Below are 21292 nucleotides of genomic sequence, written 5' to 3' on the forward strand. Positions count from 1 at the left end.
TCGTGCGGGAAATGCGGTGACTTAGCCGCCGGCCTTCAGGGCTATAGCGGGAATACCCGCTGCAGACAGGCGCTGCTTGGCCGATTCCAGATCGGTGGCGGAATGGAACGGTCCCAGGCGCACGCGGTGATAGGTCTGTCCACCCACGTTGACGGATTGCACATTGGCCACGAAGCCTTGCAGCGCAAGCTTGGCTTTCAAGGTTTCCGCATCGGCCGCGCTCGGGAAAGCGCCTACTTGCAACAGATAACCGGTGGGCGCTGCGGCACCCGCTGCCGGCGGTGGCGGAGCAACAGCGGAGGCCGGTGCAGCAGTAATGTTCTGCGTGACGGCCGCTGGTGCGTTGGCAGGCAACACTTGCTGCGTGGGTGCAGCCGGCTGCGCTTGTTGCTTCTGCTGTGCAGCGAGTTGCTGCTGTTGCTCGGCCTTGGCCTGCGCACTGATTTCCGAATCCGGAATGCGCACTTCCTTCTCTGACAGCACGGAATAGAAGTCGTACTGCGGCTTCTTCGGCGCGGTAGTGCCAGCAGCGGGGGCGAGGCCTTCGTCGCTGCCCGGCTGTGCCGTGGCTTCGGGATTGGGCTGCGGGCCCTTCGGCGCCATCGGTACCAGTGAGTGACGCATCAACACCACCACGACCAGGGCGCCGATCAGAATGCCGACGAGGATGCCGGCCCAGGCCGGAAACCCGCCGCTGTTGTTGCGCACGGCCTGACGGCCCTTGCCCTTGCGTGTTGCCATTACATGCTCTCCGGGGCGCTGAGGCCCAGCAAATCCAAACCGTTTTTCAGGACCTGCCGCGAGGCGATCACCAATGCCAGGCGCGCGTCACGCAGATCCTTGTCCTCCACCAGGAACTGGTAAGAGTTGTAGTAGGTATGGAACGCGTTCGCCAGTTCTCGCAACCATGTGGCGACCAGATGCGGCTCCAGGCTGGCCGCAGCGTTTTCGACCAATTCAGGATACTTGGACAGCTCCGTCAGCAGGATCTGCTCGTGTTCGCTGTCCAGGCGTGCCAGATGAGCCAGGCCATTGGGCAGATCGATGGCATAGCCCTTTTCGCCGGCCTGGCGCTGCACGCTGCACACGCGGGCGTGCGCGTATTGGATGTAGTAGACCGGGTTGTCGTTGCTTTGCGAGCGAGCCAGGTCGATGTCGAACACCAACTGTGAATCGGAGCGGCGTGCGATCAGGAAGTAGCGCGTGGCGTCGCGGCCGGCTTCGTCGATCAGGTCGCGCAGAGTGAGATAGCTGCCGGCGCGCTTGGAGATTTTCACCTCTTCGCCGCCGCGCATCACGGTGATCATCTGGTACAGCACGTAGTGCGGCCAATCCTTGGGAATCCCCAGGTCCAGCGCCTGAAGGCCGGCTTTCACGCGGGCCAGGGTGCCGTGATGGTCGGAGCCGAGCACGGTGACGGCGTGCTCGTAGCCGCGCTGCCATTTGCTCAGGTGATAGGCCACGTCCGGCACAAAATAGGTGTAGGTGCCGTCGGACTTGCGCATCACGCGGTCCTTGTCGTCACCGAAATCGGTACTGCGCAGCCACAGCGCGCCGCCTTCCTCGTAGGTATGGCCGTGGGCGACGATTTCGCGCACGGCTTCTTCCACCTTGCCGTCGGTGTAGAGCGAGGATTCCAGGAAGTAGACGTCGAAATCGACGCCGAACGCTTTCAGGTCCAGATCCTGTTCGTGGCGCAGCGCAGCGACGGCGAAACGGCGGATAGCTTCGAGGTCATCCGGATTCTTGGCGCCGGTGACGGTGTGGCCGTCGGCGGTCACGGATTCGCCGGCGAGATAGGCATTCGCCACATCGGCGATGTAGTCACCGCGATAGCCTTCTTCCGGCCAGCCGGCGTCGCCCGGTGCAATACCGCGGGCACGCGCTTGCACCGAGATGGCCAGATTCTGGATCTGCACGCCGGCATCGTTGTAATAGAACTCGCGCTTGGTGTTCCAGCCGGTGGCCTTGAGCAGGCGGCTGAGGCAATCGCCGATCACGGCGTTGCGACCATGGCCCACATGCAGCGGACCGGTTGGGTTGGCGGAGACGAACTCCACGCCTACCGTCTTGCCGGCGCCCTGTTGGTTGCGACCGTAAGCTTCGCCCTGGTCGAGAATCCGCTTCACTTCGGCGTGATACGCGCCGGCAGCCAGAAAGAAGTTGATGAAGCCCGGCCCGGCGATGTCCACCTTGCCGATCAGCTCGTTGGTCGGCAGCGCAGCAACCAGTTTTTCCGCCAAGTCGCGCGGCTTGGCGCGGGCTGGCTTGGCCAGCAGCATGGCGACATTGGCCGCGAAATCACCGTGCTCTCGGCTACGCGTGCGTTCGATCACGAAGTTCGGCAATTCGATATCGGCCGACAGGGTGCCGTCGCCCTGAAGGGTCCGGATGGCTTGGAGGACCAGTTCGCGCAGCGCTTCTTTCACAGGAGGGGGTTTGATCTTGATGGAACCGCGCATCCTAACAGACCCGTGTGGCTGGCCGCCTTTTTCCGCCGACGTGGTGGGCTTAACGGCCATCCTGTTGCGGTGCAGTGGATCGGGCTGTGGATAACTCTGTGGGGAAAGTGAAGGCTGCGTCGGCGTCTCGCGACAGAAAATCCGCGGAAACCAGCCTGTCATAGAAATAATTCAATTAAAACAATAAATTACAAGACACACTTGATGTGATGTTCAGCAATATGCGGATAAGTAGGCTCCAAGGCGTTGTGTGCATAAGTCTTGCCAAGCGAAAAATCGAGGCACGCTCGTTGCATGTCATACCTCAGTCATGATGCATCGCGACAATACCTGGGTATCACCGACGTCTCCCCCGTCGGAGCGATACGGGACTGCCGCATCCCTAATACCCTCCCCTCATGCGGCTCCCGGCGCGAACTCCCCGTTCGCGCCGTTTTTTTTGGCAGAACAAAAAATGAAGGGGGGTTGGCAGGCGCCTAGAGCAGGCCGCGTGCAGCCATCGAAACCGGTTCAGCCTGGCCGATCACCAAATGATCCAGCACTCGCACGCCCACCAGCCGCAGTGCCTGGCCCAGTTCGCGGGTAATCGTCTGGTCGGCGGCGCTGGGTTCCGCCGAGCCGCTGGGATGATTGTGAGCAAAGATCACCGCTGCCGCATTGTGACGGAGGCAGGCGCGGACGACTTCGCGTGGATGCACGCTGGCGCCGTCGATGGTCCCGCGGAAAAGCTCTTCGAAGGCCAGTACACGGTGCCGGTTATCCAGATACAGGCAGGCAAAGACCTCGTAGGGCAGGTGGCGCAGACGGGCTGACAAATAGTCGCCGCTTTCGCTTGGACTACTCAACGCCGGGCGCTCGGCCAACTGCTCAGCAAGGCTGCGTCGGGCCAATTCAAGCGCGGCAGCAATGCGCGCCCGTTTGGCGGGACCGAGCCCGTTGGCGCGAATGTCCTGATCGGGCCGTCCCAGCAGGGCTCCAAGACTGCCGGCCCGCGTCAGCAGCTCCCGCCCCAAGGCGATCGCGTCTTTGCCACGCACACCACTTCCCAACAGGACGGCCAGCAACTCCGCATCCGACAACGCAGTGCTGCCATGGGCCAGCAGTTTTTCACGGGGGCGCTCGCCTTCGGGCCAATTGCGAATACTCATACACACAGCATGGGTGCTGCGGATGCGATCGAGACAGCAGTTGCCATACATGAATCCGGTAAGCTAGCTGTCTATTCGTACGTCAGACGCCACTTACACCATGATCCTTGCCCAACGCCGCATATTGCTGGGAGTGTCGGGCGGCATCGCCGCCTACAAAGCCTGCGAGCTGGTTCGCCGCTTGCGCGACCTTGGCGCGCAGGTGCGCGTGGTCATGACGGAAAATGCGACTCGCTTCGTCACCCCCACGACCTTTCAGGCGCTCTCAGGCGAGGCGGTGCGCATCAGTCTGTGGGACGAATCTGCCGAGGCGGCGATGGGGCATATCGAACTCGCACGCTGGGCCGAACGAGTGCTGATCGCGCCCGCCAGCGCCGACCTGATGGCGCGCCTCGCGCATGGTTTTGCGAATGATTTGCTGAGCACGCTATGCCTGGCCACTGCCTCGCCGGTTTATCTGGCGCCGGCCATGAACCAGCAGATGTGGGCGAATGCTGCAACGCAGGCCAATCTGGCGACCCTGCGTGCGCGCGGCGTGCACATCCTCGGGCCTGCCGCCGGGGACCAGGCCTGTGGGGAAGTGGGTTCCGGCCGCATGCTGGAGCCGCATCAGTTGCGCGATGCGATCGCCGCGTCCTTCGGTGATCGTGTGTTGGCGGGCTTGAAGGTCGTGGTGAGTGCCGGGCCGACCTACGAAGATATCGATCCGGTGCGTTTCATCGGCAACCGCAGCTCCGGCAAGATGGGTTTTGCCGTAGCCGAAGCTGCTGCGCAGGCGGGCGCGCAGGTGACGCTGGTGGCCGGCCCGGTCAGCCTGGCGACACCGCAGGGCGTGGCAAAGCGCATCGACGTGCGCAGTGCCGCACAGATGCATGCCGCCGTGACCGAGGTGGTCGCTGGCGCTGATATCTACATCGGCGCAGCCGCTGTCGGCGACTACCGTCCCAATGCCGTAGCCGAGCACAAACTGAAAAAGCAGAATGGCCTGGACCTGACATTGCAGCTCGCCGAAAACCCGGACATTCTGGCCAGCCTTGCGGCGCAGCAAAGTCATCCGTTCCTGGTAGGTTTCGCTGCCGAAACACAGAACGTGGAGAGCTATGCGCGCGACAAACTGCAACGCAAGGGGCTGGATATGATCGCCGCCAATCAGGTTGGCGGTGGCCTGGGTTTTGAAACCGCTGACAACGCCATCACGCTCTACTGGGCTGATGGCTCCGCCGAACTGCCGCGTGCCGACAAGGCCGTGCTCGCGCGCCAGCTGATCGACCGCATCGCCAGCCGCTATAAGGCGGTGCGGGGATGATCGATGTTGAACTGAAGATTCTGGATCCGCGTCTGGGCGATACCATTCCGCTGCCGCAAGCAGCGACGATAGGCAGTGCGGGCATGGACCTGCGCGCCGTGCTGGACGCGCCGCTCACCCTGGCGCCGGGTGAGAGTTCGCTGGTGCCCAGCGGCATGGCGATCCACATCGGCGATCCGGGTTGGTGCGCGTTGATCGTGCCGCGTTCTGGCTTGGGTCATAAGCACGGGCTGGTCATGGGCAACCTCGTCGGCGTGATCGATGCGGATTACCAGGGCCCGCTGATGATTTCCTGCTGGAACCGCGGCATGCAGCCTTACACCATCGGGGTGGGTGAGCGCATTGCACAGTTGCTGCTGGTGCCGGTCGGGCAGGCACGCTTGCGCATCGTCGACGAATTCGTGCCATCGGAAAGGGGCGAGGGCGGATTCGGATCTACCGGAAAACACTGAGCGACTTGGGGGCTGGGGCATGGCGATAAACGACGCACGAGCGCGTTTGTCAGGGATGCACATTGAATGGGGGCGATTGCTGCTGCTGGCCGGTGGCACATTGCTGTTGGCGTTCGGCGTTTTTTGCGCCTGGCAAACCTTGCTGATTGCCGATCAGGGTGGCGCGATCGAACAAGTCCATGCGGCGCAGGATCGGGCCGTGCAAGCCATGGCGACGGATATTGCGCAGCAGCGCGCCGAAGTCACCACGGCCATAGCCGGTGTCGATACCAGCAACCTTGCGACGAATCCGGCGGATGTGTTGGCGGCACTGAAGCAGCGCTTGCCGCAGGCATTGAATGTGGAGTTGTACAGCGCCGGTCTGGATGAGGTGCTGCACGCCAACTACCACACCTTCGGTTACGCGAAGGCAGCGCAATTGATGGCTGCACCCGATGCGGAAGGCGACCCTCCGGCGCAGGCGCAGCTCAAAGGCGTCAATGATCGCCGCCTGACCCTGGTGGAGCCACTTGGCTCTGCGCAGAAGCCGCTGGCGTGGATTTGGGTCGAACTGCCATTCGCGCCGATCGGCCAGCGTTTCAATGACATTCCGGTCGACAGTGGCCGGCTGCAGTTGTACCAAAGCGCCGATCACGGTGAGAACCTGCAAATGATGGCTCGCGGCAGCACAGCGGCCATTGATGCAGAACCGGTTGGCAAGCCTGTTCCCGGCAGCAACTTCAATATCGTGGCGGTGCTGCCCGGGGCCTACATTTTGTTGCCGCAATCGGTGCTGTTGGCCGTATTGCTGACCTTGCTCGGCCTGGGCGGTGGCGCGGGGCTGTTCTGGTTGTTTGCACAAGCCTCCAGGCGAGGTGTTGTTTCAGTTGAGGAAGAGCCGCCGGCTATGGAGGACATCCAGCCCGCTCCCCAGCCCGTGAAGCCGGTGGTGCGTCCTGTTGCCAAGCCCGCGCCGGTGCCCGCCCCCGTGTCAGTGGATCCGGCGATTTTCCGTGCGTATGACATCCGCGGCGTGGTCGGCAAGAGCCTCACGGCCGAAGTTGCCAAGCTGCTTGGCCAGTCGATCGGCATGCTGATGCGCGAGAAAGGCCTGCACGAAATGGTGGTCGGGCGTGATGGCCGTCTGTCCGGTCCCGAACTGGCTGGCGCCCTGTCCGATGGTTTGCGCGCAGCGGGTGTCGACGTGATCGACGTGGGTGCGGTGCCCACGCCCGTGGTGTACTACGCCGCTTATCGCTTCAATACCGGCTGCGGGGTCGCGGTCACCGGCAGTCACAATCCGCCCGACTACAACGGTTTCAAGATCGTGGTGGGTGGCGAGACGCTTTCGGAGGGCGCGATCCAGGATCTCTACCAGCGCATCACCAAGGGCGCACTCGATAGTGATGGCAAGGGCAGCTTGCGTCATGTGGACGTGGTGCCGGATTACATCGAGCGCATCACCTCGGATGTCCAGACCGAGCGATCGCTCAAGCTGGTGGTCGATTGTGGCAATGGCATTCCAGGGGCCGTCGCGCCGCAGGTACTGGAAGGCATCGGCTGCGAAGTGATTCCGTTGTATTGCGACGTGGATGGCAATTTCCCGAATCACCATCCCGATCCTTCCGATCCACACAATCTTGAAGATCTGATTCTTTCGGTCAAACAGACCGGCGCGGACCTGGGTCTTGCGTTCGACGGTGATGGCGATCGCCTGGGCGTCGTTACACGTAATGGGGAAATCATCTTCCCGGATCGCACGCTGATGTTGTTTGCGCGCGACGTGCTGTCACGCCAGCCCGGTGCCACGATCATCTATGACGTGAAATGCACCGGCCATCTCAGAGGCCAGATTCTCGACGCGGGCGGTAGCCCATTGATGTGGCGCACCGGGCATTCGCTGATCAAGGCCAAGATGCGCGAAACCGGTGCCGAACTGGCTGGCGAGATGAGCGGCCATTTCTTCTTCAAAGAACGCTGGTACGGCTTCGACGACGGCATCTACGCCGGCGCGCGCCTGTTGGAAATTCTGGCCGGCGATCACGAAGGCCGCACGCCGGAACAGATTTTCGCGACTTGCCCGAAAGGCGTTTCCACGCCCGAGCTCAAGGTTGAGATGGCCGAAGGCGAGCACTATCGCTTCATCGAGAAATTCCGCGAAAAAGCCAATTTCGGCGACGCAACCCTGATCACCATCGATGGCGTACGCGCTGACTGGCCGGATGGCTGGGGCCTGGTGCGTCCCTCAAACACCACACCGATCCTGGTGCTGCGGTTCGATGCGGATAACGAAGAAGCGCTCAACCGCATCAAGGGCACGTTCCGTCAGCAGTTGCTGGCGGTGGATCCGAATTTGAAACTGCCGTTCTAGTACTTGTTGTGCATATACCCGCGCGGCCTTTGAGCCGCGCGTACCCGCTGGTTATCAATAACCCCGATCCGCCTTCTCGTCCGCTCTCAGTTCGCGATAGTGCTGCAGATCCCGTGCCTGCTGCTGCACCGTGGCTTCGCGGCCTGCCTGCTGGCGCTGTAGCAGGGCGCGCTCGTTGGCAACCACGTTACGCTGTGTGGCAATCTGGTCGTTCAGGAACTTCGGCACGGGTTGCTTGGCGCGTTCGTCGTCGGCGGCGCGATTGAGCAAATCGGTAAGGGCGGCATCCTGGCTGTGCAGATTCGCCCGCGTGGTATTCATCTGTTCATCGAGGGTTTCCAGCACTTGCTGCTGTTGAGCCTTCAACGAATCTTCGTCGGGATAGGTGTTCAGCAATTGCAGGTCGTTGCGCTTTTGCCTGTCGATCGCCTGCTGCTGGGCGGCTTGTTCCGCGGCTTGCTTATCGGCTGCGGCGCGTTCGGCGGGCGATAGCTGCCGCCCCACGTGCTGCACGGTCATGCCGTCGTTGTTGATGATGTCGTAGCCGAACTTCACCGCATCGTCGGTGAGGCTGTCACTGTAGTGCGCCAGGCCGCTGGCGTCGACCCAGCGATAATGGACGCTGGCACTATGGCTCTGGGCCTCGGCCGTACCGGCCAGACCGAGTGACAAGGCAATGGACACAATGAGCACAAGTCGACGCATGATCCCCCTCCTCAACGCAGTATAGCCGGGAGGTTTGACGGCTGAACGGCAGGTATGCGCCAGCGTGACTGAATTCACTGCAACGACGTCGATTTAGTCGCGCACGCCGTAGCGTTCGCGGTAGGCGAGCATCCGCTGGTAGTCCGCGGCGAGGTCTGCCCGCTCGCCCGCATAGGTCAGTACATCGTTGAAGCCCGTGATGGCCACGACCGGAATGCCGTAGTCGCGCCGCACTTCCTGCGCGGCCGAAAGCTCACCCTGGCCACGCTCCTGCCGGTCCAGTGCAATCAGCACGCCGGCGGGCGTGGCGCCCTGGGCGCGGATCAGTGCCAGCGATTCACGCACGGCGGTGCCAGCGGTCATCACGTCGTCAACGATCAGAACGCGACCCTTGATCGGGGCGCCGACCAGCACACCACCTTCGCCGTGATCCTTCGCTTCCTTGCGGTTGTATGCCCAAGGCAGGTCGCGGCCATGTTCGTCGGCCAATGCCATAGCCGTGGCGGCCGCGAGCGCGATGCCCTTGTAGGCAGGGCCGAACAGCATGTCCACTTCCAGCCCGGAGTTCACCACGGCAGCGGCATAGGCGCGACCCAGGCGGGCCAGTGCAGCGCCGGAGTCGATCCTGCCCATGTTGAAGAAATAGGGACTCAGGCGGCCGGATTTGAGTGTGAATTCGCCAAAACGCAGCACATCGCGCTGCAGGGTCAGTTCGATGAATTCGCGCTGGTAGTCATGCATGGCGGTTTCTTGCGAGCAGATAAAGTGGCCATGTTACAAGTTTTGTTCGACGGCAGCTCGGGAATAACGGATGCAGCGCGCTTTACAACAACGAAGCTGGCCAATCACGGTGAGGCCAGGGCGGGCATGAAAAAAGCGCCTATCCATGTCACCCGCGCGTGATTGCTATCATGGCCAGAGACACAAGGAACGCCCATGCGCATTATAAGCCTGAACGCCAACGGCATCCGCTCCGCCGCGAACAAAGGAGTCTTCGACTGGCTGCACAAGCAGAAGGCGGATGTGGTTTGCCTGCAGGAGACCAAGGCGCAGGAGGATCAGCTCACTGATCCGATGTTCCGTCCCGACGGGCACCACTGCTTCTATCGCGACGCCACCAGCAAGAAGGGCTACAGCGGCGTGGCGATTTACGCCAAGCGCGAACCGGACAAGGTGCTGACCGAACTTGGCTGGGACGAATTTGATAACGAGGGTCGTTACATCGAGGCGCGCTTCGGCAATCTGAGCGTGGTGTCGTTGTACGTGCCCTCGGGTTCGTCGGGTGACGAGCGGCAGCAATTCAAGTTCAAGGCGATGGAGTGGATCACGCCGATCTTCGACAAGTGGCTCAAGAGCAAGCGCGACTACGTTATCTGCGGCGATTGGAACATTGTTCATACCAAGGACGACATCAAGAACTGGACTTCGAACCAGAAAAATTCCGGCTGCTTGCCGGAAGAACGTGCTTGGTTGGACCTGCTGTTCAAGAAAAAGGGCTGGGTGGACAGCTTTCGCGCACTGAAGCCCGAAGCGGTGGAATACACCTGGTGGTCCAATCGCGGACGTGCCCGCGAGAACAACGTGGGTTGGCGCATCGATTACCAGGTGGTGACGCCGTCGCTGCGCGATCGCCTCAAACACTGCTCGATCTATCGCGACGAACGTTTCTCCGACCACGCGCCGTACACGGTCGATTATGCCGACTGAGTCCGGATCGCCGGCCTCGCACAAGTCATCTATCTGGCAAGCGTTCTCGCAGCCTGCCGCATGGACCATGTGCCTGCTCGGGTTTTCCTCCGGACTGCCGTTTCTGTTGGTGTCTTACACGTTGTCGTTCTGGCTGAAACAAAACGACATCGTACTGAAGGACATCACGATGATCGCCAGCGCCGGCATGACTTACGCGTTCAAGTTCGTATGGGCGCCGTTGCTGGACCACTGGCGGCTGCCGCTGCTTACTCGCCTGGGACAGCGTCGTGGATGGTTGCTGCTTGCTCAGCTCGGCGTGATAGCCGGCTTGTTGGCGATGGCTGCGCTGACACCGCATCAATTGCCGATGTTCGTGGCGGTGACGCTGCTCGTCGCCTTCATGGGAGCCACACAGGATATCGCTATTGATGCATACCGCATCGAAATCGCGCCGCCCTCGGCGCAGGGTGCCCTTGTTGCGACTTATTCGCTCGGTTACCGGCTCGGTCTGCTGGTTTCCGGCGCGCTCGCCTTGATCTTGGCTGACCATATTGGTTGGGCACAGATCTACGTGTTGATGGCGACGGGGATGGTGATTCCAGTGATTACTACCTTAAAGATGCGCGAGCCCGCGGTGCTTCGTCTTTCGCCGTCGTCATGGCGGGAAGCCATGCGTGAGAGCGTGATTGATCCGTTCGCTGATTTCTTCCGGCGCTACGGTTGGGCCATCGCCCTGTTGACCTTGCTCTTCATCCTGCTGTTCAAGATTCCGGAGCAGGCGATCATCGGTGGTGTGATGGGTCCGTTTTATCGCGACATGGGCTTTTCCAATACCGAAATCGGCGCAGTCACCAAGATTTACGGCATCTGGATCGGCATCGTTGGTGCATTCGCCGGCGGCGCGGCGGTAGCGCGCTGGGGGGCTTGGCGATCTCTCGGCGGATGCATTGTGCTCGGCGCGATCAGTAATTTGCTTTATCTGTTACTGGTCGCTCATCCAGGTCATCTGGCCATGCTGACCTTGGCCATTTCCGGGCAGAACTTCTTCGAAGCCATGCTCGGGCCGCCGACCGTCGCGTTTCTTTCCATGCTGGTGAATCGCCAGCACACAGCAACACAGTATGCATTGCTGAGTTCACTGGTGAACTTGTCCGGCAAGGTACTTGGGTTCTTCGCCGGCAGCATCGTGACCCTGATGGGCTACGGTGGGTATTTCATCATCACCGTGTTCTCGGTAATACCGGCGATGCTGCTCTTCGCCTGCCTGTGGAGGCGCTTCAGCAAGGAAGATCTCGCGCTTTCCGGCTGAACGAAAACTGGCTCGCAAACACGTTCACACCCCGAGTGCGAACTGGCCCACGAATCGCTGCGATGCCCATTGCGGGCGTCCACGCGGTTGGCGAGGATCGGCACACAGGGGCTACGTGGCACGGAGTGGAGCCATATGCCGGATATCATGATCCGTCACATCGATCGACTGATGGCAGAGCGCATCAAAGTGCTGGCCAAAGAACGCCAGTGGTCGATCAACGACGTAGTGCTGCAGGCATTGCGGCATGGGTTGGGCGTCTCGGAAAGCAACAACTTGCTCGCCGAGAACCTGCGCGAATCGCGGGATCTGTCGGACGCGGTCGGACATTGGGATGCCGGCGAACGAGCGGCTTTCCAGGAAGCGATGCAGGCGCTCACGGTCGCGCGGTCGGAGCAATTGGCTCCACTGAATCGCCCGGTCAGCGAACTGCTTGAGTGATCAATGGGACGCGCGCGGTGCCGGATAGACGGCACCCAGTACGCGTGGACCGCGTGCGCCTGTCACCGCCGGCAGATTGCCCGGCAACCCGAGCAGCCGTTGTCTTGCCAGCCAGGCGAAGGCGGTAGCTTCCAGATAATCGGGATCGACACCGTACACCGCAGTACTGTTTAACGCACGCGGCTGCAGCTGTTCGCGCAAACGCTGCACCAGTGCGCCGTTGTGTACGCCGCCACCACAGAGCAATACGTCCGTTGCATCGCGAGCATGTCGATGGATCGATTCCGCCACGCTTCGCGCCGTGAGTTCCAGCAGCGTCGCCTGAACATCAGCGGGCGATAGCGAGAAGCCATCGAGCTGCGCATCCAGCCAGCCAAGGTGGAAATGCTCGCGTCCGGTGCTTTTGGGTGGTGGCAAGGCGAAGTACGGATCGCTCAGCAGGCGTGTGAGCAAGGCTTCATCGATACGGCCGCTTGCAGCGAACGCGCCGTCACGATCAAACGCTTCGCCGCGGTGACGCAGACACCAGGCGTCCATCAGTCCGTTGGCCGGGCCGGTGTCGAAGCCGGAGACGTGGCCGTTGGCGGCAAGTACCGTGATATTGGCGATGCCACCAAGGTTGAGCACGACACGCGTGTGATCGGGATGGGCGAGCAGCATGGTATGCACGGCAGGCAGCAGCGGCGCGCCTTGGCCGGCGGCGGCTACGTCGGCGCGGCGAAAATCGGCAACCACATCAATGCCACAACGCTCGGCGATCACGCTGGCGTCGCCAATTTGCAAGGTAAAGGGATGTTCGCCGCTAGGGCGGTGACGAATCGTCTGGCCGTGTGAGCCGATCGCGCGCACGTTTGCGGCAGGTGTATCGCTTCGTGCGAGTAGCTGCCCGACAGCCTCAGCAAATATCTGGCCGATCGCCACATCGAGCCGGCCGTAAGCGTCGAGATCGAGCCGGATCTCGTCCTGGGCGACACTTAGGATTTGTGCACGCAACGCATCGGGCCACGGATGCGTAAGCGCATGCACTAACTGCGGACGATCCTGCTCGAAACGCACCAGCGCGGCATCGATGCCGTCAGCGCTGGTGCCGGAGATCAGCCCGATGTAGAGCCCCGACGCGTCCTCCATACGCCGGCTCAATCGTCGCTGCGCGTGGTGGATTGGGCACGCGCGAGTTTGTAGTTGTTGTCGATTTCCATCAGGCGCGCCAACTGAGGTTTCACCACGCCGGCCTGGAACTGCGCCATCTGCGGTCCGGGCAGCGGCTCGGGCTTGGGCAGGGTGACGGTTTGCGGATTGCGCTGCACGCCATCGACACGGAATTCATAGTGCAGGTGCGGGCCGGTGGCGAGACCGGTCATGCCGACATAGCCGATGATGTCACCCTGGCGCACGTGCTGGCCGATACGCTCAGTGGCGAAGCGCGACATATGCCCGTAGGCCGTGCTGATGTGCGAATCGTGCTGGATGATGACGAAGTTGCCGTAGCCGTTCATCCAACCGCGGAACTTGATCACGCCATCACCGGCCGCATGGATCGGCGTGCCGGTCGGCGCAGCGTAGTCCACGCCCTTATGCGCGCGCATCAGACCCAGGATCGGATGCATGCGCGCAGCGCTGAAAGGCGAGGAAATGCGGGTGAAATCCACCGGAATGCGCAGGAAGGATTTTTGCAGCGGGCGGCCGTCTTCGCTGAACCAGCCGATGCTGCCGTCGGCGCGCTTGAAGCGATAAGCGGTATAGCGGTGGCCTTGATTGACGAATTCCGCGGCGACGATATCGCCTTCGCGCAGATAGTTGCCGTCGCGATAGACCGTGTCATAAATAACAGTAAAGCTGTCGCCCACGCGCAAATCCTGCACGAAGTCGACGTCGTATTTGAAGAGATCGGCCAGCTTGATCACCATCGCATTGCTCAGGCCAGCCTTGTTGGCGGCGGCAAACAGCGAATCATCGATCACGCCATGGGCGATCTGTTCGCGCGTATCCACGGTGCGTGCAACGGTCGTGACGTCTGGTGTGGCGCCGTCGAGACGAATGATGGCGCGGGTGGATTCATCCTTATCGAAACGAATGCCTTCCAGGTTTCCTTGGCGGCCGATCAGGAAATCGAATTCCTCGCCCGGCTGGATGTGATGGAGCGCGGCCTTCGCATCGCCGGCGTTGTCGACCACGTGTTGAAGATCGGTAAGGCTCAGCCCTTGGCTCTGGAAAATATCGGAAAGAGTCTGTCCGGGATGGACCTGCACGACGCGCCAGTCTTCGACCGTCGGTGCCTTGAACGTAGGGGCTTCGATCTTCGGCAGGGCAAGTGGCAGCAAGGTGTGCTCAACCGGCGGGGTGGCGAGCGGCTTCATCGCTGTCGCCCAGGCCGGAATCAGAAGGCCGGAAAGCACCGTGATCAACAACGCCGTCGCCGCCAACATCCAGCGTTCGCGATGCCAATGAATAGGCGGCTGCTCGCCTCCGGTCTGTCGGTTGAACGACCAGTGGGCGCAGTGCTGATAGAAGTGAGAGTGGCGATGCTGTGCCTTGCGGCGGATGGCCTGTTTGCGTGCGATGCGCGCGTCTTGCTTACCGGTGGTCATCACATGAGACCTTATTCTTCTTAATCATTCCGACCACACCCCTGCGGTACAAAGTATCAATTGCCGCGTACCATAACGACCTTGTGCAAATCGCGTCAACGCCTTTTCCATCAAGGGTTTGCGTGATCTTTCCGGTTAACGCACAATTAACGCCCAAGAGGGCGGCCATCACTTTATTGGCTGCCTAGACAACCATTCCACGAGGACGACATGAGCGAGCTTGAGCAGGCGCTGGCTACCATTGCGCGCGGCGCTGACGAGATCATCAAGCAGGAAGAACTGGCCGCACGGCTCAAGCTAGGCCGCCCCCTGCGCATCAAGGCGGGTTTCGACCCGACCGCGCCGGATCTGCACCTGGGGCACACCGTACTGCTCAATAAAATGCGCCAGTTCCAGGACCTGGGGCACACGGTGATCTTCCTGATCGGCGATTTCACGGGGATGATCGGCGACCCCACCGGCAAGAACGTCACGCGTAAGCCATTGACTCGCGAGGATGTGTTGGCCAACGCAGAGACCTACGCCGAGCAGGTCTACAAGGTATTGGACCGGGAAAAAACCGAGCTGCGCTTCAATTCCGAATGGTTCGGCCAGATGACTGCGGCCGACATGATCCGGCTCGCCGCCCAGCACACCGTGGCGCGCATGCTCGAGCGCGACGATTTCGCCAAGCGCTACGCCGCGCAGCAACCCATCGCCATTCATGAGTTCCTCTATCCGCTGGTGCAGGGCTACGACTCGGTGGCGCTCAAGTGCGACGTTGAGCTCGGTGGCACCGACCAGAAGTTCAACCTGTTGATGGGGCGCGCCCTGCAGGAACATCACGGGCAGCCTCCGCAGATCGTGCTGACCATGCCTCTGCTCGAGGGGCTGGATGGTGTCAACAAGATGTCCAAGTCGCTGGGCAACTACATTGGCATCAACGAGCCGGCCATCGACATCGTCACCAAGACGCTGAAGATTGGCGACGATCTCATGTGGCGCTGGTTTGAACTGCTCAGTTTCGAGACCTCACTAGACGACATCGTCCGCATGAAGCAGGAGGTGGCGAGCGGCGCACTCAATCCGCGCGACGCCAAGCTGAAGCTGGCGCGCGAACTGGCCACGCGGTTCCACAACGCTGACGAAGCCGAGAAAGCGATTGCCGGCTGGCATGCGGTCGTGCGCGGCGAGGGTGACACCAGTCTGTTGCCACTCACGGAAATTGCCGTGCCTGTCGAGGGTCTGCGTTTGCCTGCGCTATTGACGGCGGCTGGCCTGACGCCAAGCAACGCCGAAGCGAATCGAAAACTCAAAGAACGTGCCGTGCGCATTGATGCTGAAGTGGTCGACGATGCGCAGCGTGTGTTCACGCCAGGCTTCGAAGGCGTGCTGCAGATCGGCAAGCGCAACTTCGCGCGCGTGTTGCTGACGCAGGCATAAGTCGTTCGCGACGACGCAACGTCGTCGCGATGTGTTCGTTCGAAAATAAGTTTCGCGTTAGAACAACGTCTTACGCGAATCGCGAAAAAAAATTAAAAAATTGCTTGCCAAAGGATGGGGGCGTGCCTAAGATTCGCCTCCCCGCCGCTGGCAACGCGCTTCGACGGCAACACCAACAAGCAAAATTATTTCGCTGAAGGTGTTGACGGACTGAAGGGACGATGTAGAATGGGCGGCTCACCCGGAACGAAACGTTCACGGGACGACCTAAAGAAAGGGTCGTAAGTGATTGATCTTTGACAGTGTGCGCAGGTGACTTGTGTGGGCGTCTTGCGTTGGAAGGGAAACCTGTCCAATAAATGCAAGCGTCTAACCTAAGAGTCAATTCAAAAGCTTGACGTTTTAAGGTTAGGGTAAACGCTTCAGAAAGATAGATGACTTCGGTCATCGAAAACTTAAGTGAAGAGTTTGATCCTGGCTCAGATTGAACGCTGGCGGCATGCCTAACACATGCAAGTCGAACGGCAGCACAGTCGTAGCAATACGATGGGTGGCGAGTGGCGGACGGGTGAGGAATACATCGGGATTTGCCCAGACGTGGGGGATAACGTAGGGAAACTTACGCTAATACCGCATACGTCCTACGGGAGAAAGCGGGGGATCAGCAATGACCTCGCGCGGTTGGATGAACCGATGTCTGATTAGCTAGTTGGTGAGGTAATGGCTCACCAAGGCGACGATCAGTAGCTGGTCTGAGAGGATGATCAGCCACACTGGGACTGAGACACGGCCCAGACTCCTACGGGAGGCAGCAGTGGGGAATATTGGACAATGGGCGCAAGCCTGATCCAGCAATGCCGCGTGTGTGAAGAAGGCCTTCGGGTTGTAAAGCACTTTTATCAGGAGCGAAATACCACGGGCTAATACCCTATGGGGCTGACGGTACCTGAGGAATAAGCACCGGCTAACTTCGTGCCAGCAGCCGCGGTAATACGAAGGGTGCAAGCGTTAATCGGAATTACTGGGCGTAAAGCGTGCGTAGGCGGTGATTTAAGTCTGCTGTGAAATCCCCGGGCTCAACCTGGGAATGGCAGTGGATACTGGATCGCTAGAGTGTGATAGAGGATGGTGGAATTCCCGGTGTAGCGGTGAAATGCGTAGAGATCGGGAGGAACATCAGTGGCGAAGGCGGCCATCTGGATCAACACTGACGCTGAGGCACGAAAGCGTGGGGAGCAAACAGGATTAGATACCCTGGTAGTCCACGCCCTAAACGATGCGAACTGGATGTTGGTCTCAACTCGGAGATCAGTGTCGAAGCTAACGCGTTAAGTTCGCCGCCTGGGGAGTACGGTCGCAAGACTGAAACTCAAAGGAATTGACGGGGGCCCGCACAAGCGGTGGAGTATGTGGTTTAATTCGATGCAACGCGAAGAACCTTACCTGGCCTTGACATGTCTGGAATTCTGCAGAGATGCGGAAGTGCCTTCGGGAACCAGAACACAGGTGCTGCATGGCTGTCGTCAGCTCGTGTCGTGAGATGTTGGGTTAAGTCCCGCAACGAGCGCAACCCTTGTCCTTAGTTGCCAGCACGTAATGGTGGGAACTCTAAGGAGACTGCCGGTGACAAACCGGAGGAAGGTGGGGATGACGTCAAGTCATCATGGCCCTTACGGCCAGGGCTACACACGTACTACAATGGTCGGTACAGAGGGTTGCAATACCGCGAGGTGGAGCCAATCCCAGAAAGCCGATCCCAGTCCGGATCGAAGTCTGCAACTCGACTTCGTGAAGTCGGAATCGCTAGTAATCGCAGATCAGCTATGCTGCGGTGAATACGTTCCCGGGCCTTGTACACACCGCCCGTCACACCATGGGAGTGAGTTGCTCCAGAAGCCGTTAGCCTAACCGCAAGGAGGGCGACGACCACGGAGTGGTTCATGACTGGGGTGAAGTCGTAACAAGGTAGCCGTATCGGAAGGTGCGGCTGGATCACCTCCTTTCGAGAACGACAGATCCTCCTCCGCAAGACGTCCACACAAGACACCTGCACATCCGCACGCTTACGGCGTGAAAAAGCGACCTCCGCAAGGAGGGCGTTTTAATAGCTTTATGGGTCTGTAGCTCAGGTGGTTAGAGCGCACCCCTGATAAGGGTGAGGCCGGTGGTTCGAGTCCACCTAGACCCACCACTATTGGGAAGCCGACCCGGACTTACGGGGCCATAGCTCAGCTGGGAGAGCACCTGCTTTGCAAGCAGGGGGTCGTCGGTTCGATCCCGACTGGCTCCACCAGTATGACCAAGCGGATGTGTAGCGCACACAAAGAGATTAGAAACGAGCTGGCGCTGAGGCCAGTATCGTGTTCTTTGAAAATGTAAACGAGTGACAAGCGTCTTGGTTTGAAACCAAACCGAGATGTGTCGTTGAGGCAACGACGAATGCGTTGTTTGGCGAAATCCCAAGGTTCCTGAGGAGGAACGGGAATAGCCCTGAGGCGACTTGGGGTTATATGGTCAAGCGACTAAGCGTATACGGTGGATGCCTTGGCAGTCAGAGGCGATGAAGGACGTGGCAGCCTGCGAAAAGTGTCGGGGAGCTGGCAACAAGCTTTGATCCGGCAATGTCCGAATGGGGAAACCCACTCCGTAAGGAGTATCGCTACGTGAATACATAGCGTAGCGAAGCGAACCCGGGGAACTGAAATATCTAAGTACCCGGAGGAAAAGAAATCAACCGAGATTCCCTGAGTAGCGACGAGCGAACGGGGAGCAGCCCAAAAGTGCTGTATGTGTTAGCCGAATGGTCTGGAAAGGCCGGCCGTAGCGGGTGATAGCCCCGTAGGCGAAAATGCACATGGCATGAAATTGAGTAAGGCGAGGCACGAGAAACCTTGTCTGAACATGGGGGGACCATCCTCCAAGGCTAAATACTCCTGACTGACCGATAGCGAACTAGTACCGTGAGGGAAAGGCGAAAAGAACCCCGGAGAGGGGAGTGAAATAGACCCTGAAACCGTATACGTACAAGCAGTGGAAGCCCGCAAGGGTGACTGCGTACCTTTTGTATAATGGGTCAGCGACTTACTGTCAGTGGCAAGCTTAACCGTCTAGGGGAGGCGAAGGGAAACCGAGTCTGAATAGGGCGCATAGTCTCTGGCAGTAGACCCGAAACCACGTGATCTATCCTTGGCCAGGTTGAAGGTGCGGTAACACGCACTGGAGGACCGAACCCACATCTGTTGCAATAGATGGGGATGAGCTGAGGATAGGAGTGAAAGGCTAAACAAACGTGGAGATAGCTGGTTCTCCTCGAAAGCTATTTAGGTAGCGCCTCGGACGAATCTTCCTGGGGGTAGAGCACTGTTATGGCTAGCGGGTCATCGCGACTTAGCAAACCATGGCAAACTCCGAATACCAGGACAGACTATCCGGGAGACACACGGCGGGTGCTAACGTCCGTCGTGAAAAGGGAAACAACCCAGACCCGCAGCTAAGGTCCCCAAGTTATAGCTAAGTGGAAAACGATGTGGAAAGGCATAGACAGCCAGGAGGTTGGCTTAGAAGCAGCCACCCTTTAAAGAAAGCGTAATAGCTCACTGGTCGAGTCGGTCTGCGCGGAAGATTTAACGGGGCTAAGCTATACACCGAAGCTCGGGGTGCACACTTTGTGTGCGCGGTAGAGGAGCGTTCTGTACGCCTGTGAAGGTGGGTTGAGAAGCCTGCTGGAGGTATCAGAAGTGCGAATGCTGACATGAGTAACGATAATGCGGGTGAAAAGCCCGCACGCCGAAAGCCCAAGGTTTCCTCGCGCAACGTTCATCGGCGCAGGGTGAGTCGGCCCCTAAGGCGAGGCAGAAATGCGTAGTCGATGGGAAGCTGGTTAATATTCCAGCACTTGACTGTAGTGCGATGTGGGGACGGAGAAGGTTAGGTCTACCGGGCGTTGGTTGTCCCGGGGAAAGGAGGTAGGCGGTGATCTTAGGCAAATCCGGGATCACATACGCCGAGCACTGAGACGAGCCCTTATTGGGCGAAGTGACTGAGACCACGCTTCCAGGAAAAGCCACTAAGCTTCAGCTACAGCAAACCGTACCGTAAACCGACACTGGTAGGCAGGGTGAGAATCCCAAGGCGCTTGAGAGAACTCGGGTGAAGGAACTAGGCAAAATGGCACCGTAACTTCGGGAGAAGGTGCGCCCGCCGGTGTGGTCACATGCGTGACTGAGCACTAGCGGGTCGCAGTAACCTGGCCGCTGCGACTGTTTATCAAAAACACAGCACTCTGCAAACACGAAAGTGGACGTATAGGGTGTGACGCCTGCCCGGTGCTGGAAGGTTAATTGATGGGGTCAGCCGCAAGGCGAAGCTCTTGATCGAAGCCCCAGTAAACGGCGGCCGTAACTATAACGGTCCTAAGGTAGCGAAATTCCTTGTCGGGTAAGTTCCGACCTGCACGAATGGCGTAACGACAGCGGCGCTGTCTCCACCCGAGACTCAGTGAAATTGAAATCGCTGTGAAGATGCAGCGTTCCCGCGGCAAGACGGAAAGACCCCGTGAACCTTTACTATAGCTTTACACTGAACGTTGAGTTCTTCTGTGTAGGATAGGTGGGAGGCTATGAAACCGAGACGCTAGTTTCGGTGGAGCCAACCTTGAAATACCACCCTGAAGTGCTTGACGTTCTAACCTAGGTCCGTAATCCGGATCGGGGACCGTGTATGGTGGGTAGTTTGACTGGGGCGGTCTCCTCCCAAAGCGTAACGGAGGAGCACGAAGGTACGCTCAGCGCGGTCGGACATCGCGCACTGTGTGCAAAGGCATAAGCGTGCTTGACTGCGAGATCGACGGATCAAGCAGGTACGAAAGTAGGTCTTAGTGATCCGGTGGTTCTGTATGGAAGGGCCATCGCTCAACGGATAAAAGGTACTCCGGGGATAACAGGCTGATACCGCCCAAGAGTTCATATCGACGGCGGTGTTTGGCACCTCGATGTCGGCTCATCACATCCTGGGGCTGTAGTCGGTCCCAAGGGTATGGCTGTTCGCCATTTAAAGTGGTACGCGAGCTGGGTTCAGAACGTCGTGAGACAGTTCGGTCCCTATCTGTCGTGGGCGTTGGAGATTTGAGGGGGGCTGCTCCTAGTACGAGAGGACCGGAGTGGACGTTCCGCTGGTGTTCGGGTTGTCATGCCAATGGCATTGCCCGGTAGCTATGAACGGAAGTGATAACCGCTGAAAGCATCTAAGCGGGAAGCACGCCCCAAGATGAGATCTCCCGAGAATTTAATTCTCCTAAAGGCCCCATCTAGACTAGGTGGTTGATAGGTGCGGTGTGGACGTGCAGCAATGCATTGAGCTAACGCATACTAATGAGCCGTGCGGCTTGACCATATAACCCCAAGACGCTTCGTGGCATTGTC

14 protein-coding genes, 2 tRNA genes and 2 rRNA genes are annotated in these 21292 nt (G+C 59.6%); 11 read left to right on the forward strand and 7 right to left on the reverse strand.

Annotated features, from left to right (window positions below; all coding sequences use genetic code 11):
* Nucleotides 1-21 precede the first annotated feature (21 nt).
* The 3 genes from ISN74_RS00510 to radC form a co-directional block, all read right to left on the reverse strand.
* Nucleotides 22-741, reverse strand: coding sequence for an SPOR domain-containing protein (locus tag ISN74_RS00510; RefSeq protein ID WP_188796340.1), 720 nt, complete (start codon nucleotides 739-741; stop codon nucleotides 22-24).
* Nucleotides 741-2429: an arginine--tRNA ligase gene (argS, locus tag ISN74_RS00515; protein ID WP_188799424.1), complete on the reverse strand. Its 1689-nt coding sequence runs from the start codon at nucleotides 2427-2429 to the stop codon at nucleotides 741-743. The genes ISN74_RS00510 and argS overlap by 1 nt, the downstream gene beginning before the upstream one ends.
* A gap of 509 nt (nucleotides 2430-2938) precedes the next feature.
* Nucleotides 2939-3610 (reverse strand): RadC family protein, encoded by a 672-nt coding sequence (gene radC / locus ISN74_RS00520; RefSeq protein WP_188796342.1) that lies wholly within the window; start codon nucleotides 3608-3610, stop codon nucleotides 2939-2941.
* Between the two features lie 100 nt (nucleotides 3611-3710).
* On the opposite strand from radC, the gene coaBC reads away from it, so the two are divergent.
* From coaBC to ISN74_RS00535, 3 genes are read left to right on the forward strand one after another with little or no spacing between them, the layout of a single operon-like run.
* Nucleotides 3711-4916, forward strand: a complete 1206-nt coding sequence (gene coaBC / locus ISN74_RS00525; protein WP_188796344.1) for a bifunctional phosphopantothenoylcysteine decarboxylase/phosphopantothenate--cysteine ligase CoaBC — start codon at nucleotides 3711-3713, stop codon at nucleotides 4914-4916.
* The gene (dut, locus tag ISN74_RS00530; protein ID WP_188796346.1) at nucleotides 4913-5368 is read left to right on the forward strand and encodes a dUTP diphosphatase; all 456 of its coding nucleotides are present in this window, start codon (nucleotides 4913-4915) and stop codon (nucleotides 5366-5368) included. The genes coaBC and dut overlap by 4 nt, the downstream gene beginning before the upstream one ends.
* 19 nt (nucleotides 5369-5387) lie before the next feature.
* Nucleotides 5388-7718 (forward strand): phosphomannomutase/phosphoglucomutase, encoded by a 2331-nt coding sequence (locus tag ISN74_RS00535; RefSeq protein WP_188796348.1) that lies wholly within the window; start codon nucleotides 5388-5390, stop codon nucleotides 7716-7718.
* Nucleotides 7719-7772: 54 nt separating this feature from the next.
* Here the strand turns inward: ISN74_RS00535 and ISN74_RS00540 are convergent, their stop codons facing one another.
* Both ISN74_RS00540 and pyrE read right to left on the reverse strand, forming a co-directional pair.
* On the reverse strand, nucleotides 7773-8423 hold the full coding sequence (locus ISN74_RS00540; protein WP_188796350.1) for a DUF4124 domain-containing protein: 651 nt from the start codon (nucleotides 8421-8423) through the stop codon (nucleotides 7773-7775).
* Nucleotides 8424-8516: 93 nt separating this feature from the next.
* Nucleotides 8517-9164 carry an orotate phosphoribosyltransferase gene (pyrE, locus tag ISN74_RS00545; protein ID WP_188796352.1) on the reverse strand — a complete coding sequence of 216 codons (648 nt, stop codon included), beginning with the start codon at nucleotides 9162-9164 and terminating at the stop codon, nucleotides 8517-8519.
* A gap of 195 nt (nucleotides 9165-9359) precedes the next feature.
* Between pyrE and ISN74_RS00550 the strand changes: the two genes are divergently transcribed.
* The 3 genes from ISN74_RS00550 to ISN74_RS00560 all read left to right on the forward strand — a co-directional run bounded on the left by ISN74_RS00550 (nucleotide 9360) and on the right by ISN74_RS00560 (nucleotide 11862).
* Nucleotides 9360-10130 carry an exodeoxyribonuclease III gene (locus ISN74_RS00550; protein ID WP_188796354.1) on the forward strand — a complete coding sequence of 257 codons (771 nt, stop codon included), beginning with the start codon at nucleotides 9360-9362 and terminating at the stop codon, nucleotides 10128-10130.
* Nucleotides 10120-11421 carry an AmpG family muropeptide MFS transporter gene (locus ISN74_RS00555; protein ID WP_229678914.1) on the forward strand — a complete coding sequence of 434 codons (1302 nt, stop codon included), beginning with the start codon at nucleotides 10120-10122 and terminating at the stop codon, nucleotides 11419-11421. The genes ISN74_RS00550 and ISN74_RS00555 overlap by 11 nt, the downstream gene beginning before the upstream one ends.
* 135 nt (nucleotides 11422-11556) lie before the next feature.
* Nucleotides 11557-11862 carry a hypothetical protein gene (locus tag ISN74_RS00560; protein WP_188796356.1) on the forward strand — a complete coding sequence of 102 codons (306 nt, stop codon included), beginning with the start codon at nucleotides 11557-11559 and terminating at the stop codon, nucleotides 11860-11862.
* Here the strand turns inward: ISN74_RS00560 and ISN74_RS00565 are convergent, their stop codons facing one another.
* A complete protein-coding gene (locus tag ISN74_RS00565) occupies nucleotides 11863-12990 on the reverse strand; it encodes an anhydro-N-acetylmuramic acid kinase (RefSeq protein WP_188796359.1) in 1128 nt (375 codons plus the stop codon).
* Nucleotides 12991-12998: 8 nt separating this feature from the next.
* Nucleotides 12999-14450, reverse strand: coding sequence for an OapA family protein (locus ISN74_RS00570; RefSeq protein ID WP_188796361.1), 1452 nt, complete (start codon nucleotides 14448-14450; stop codon nucleotides 12999-13001).
* A gap of 210 nt (nucleotides 14451-14660) precedes the next feature.
* On the opposite strand from ISN74_RS00570, the gene tyrS reads away from it, so the two are divergent.
* The 5 genes from tyrS (at nucleotide 14661) to ISN74_RS00595 (ending at nucleotide 21263) form a co-directional block, all read left to right on the forward strand.
* On the forward strand, nucleotides 14661-15872 hold the full coding sequence (gene tyrS, locus ISN74_RS00575) for a tyrosine--tRNA ligase (RefSeq protein WP_188796363.1): 1212 nt from the start codon (nucleotides 14661-14663) through the stop codon (nucleotides 15870-15872).
* Nucleotides 15873-16328: 456 nt separating this feature from the next.
* Nucleotides 16329-17875 (forward strand): 16S ribosomal RNA (locus ISN74_RS00580).
* A 111-nt stretch (nucleotides 17876-17986) separates the two neighbouring features.
* Nucleotides 17987-18063, forward strand: a tRNA-Ile gene (locus ISN74_RS00585).
* A gap of 26 nt (nucleotides 18064-18089) precedes the next feature.
* Nucleotides 18090-18165: transfer RNA gene (locus ISN74_RS00590), tRNA-Ala, on the forward strand.
* Between the two features lie 219 nt (nucleotides 18166-18384).
* Nucleotides 18385-21263: ribosomal RNA gene (locus ISN74_RS00595) — 23S ribosomal RNA — on the forward strand.
* Together the 16S and 23S rRNA genes with 2 tRNA genes alongside form the textbook arrangement of a ribosomal RNA operon.
* Nucleotides 21264-21292 lie beyond the last annotated feature (29 nt).

Origin of the sequence: Dyella caseinilytica (assembly GCF_016865235.1) — a bacterium.
In the GTDB taxonomy this organism is placed as follows: Bacteria; Pseudomonadota; Gammaproteobacteria; order Xanthomonadales; family Rhodanobacteraceae; genus Dyella_B; species Dyella_B caseinilytica.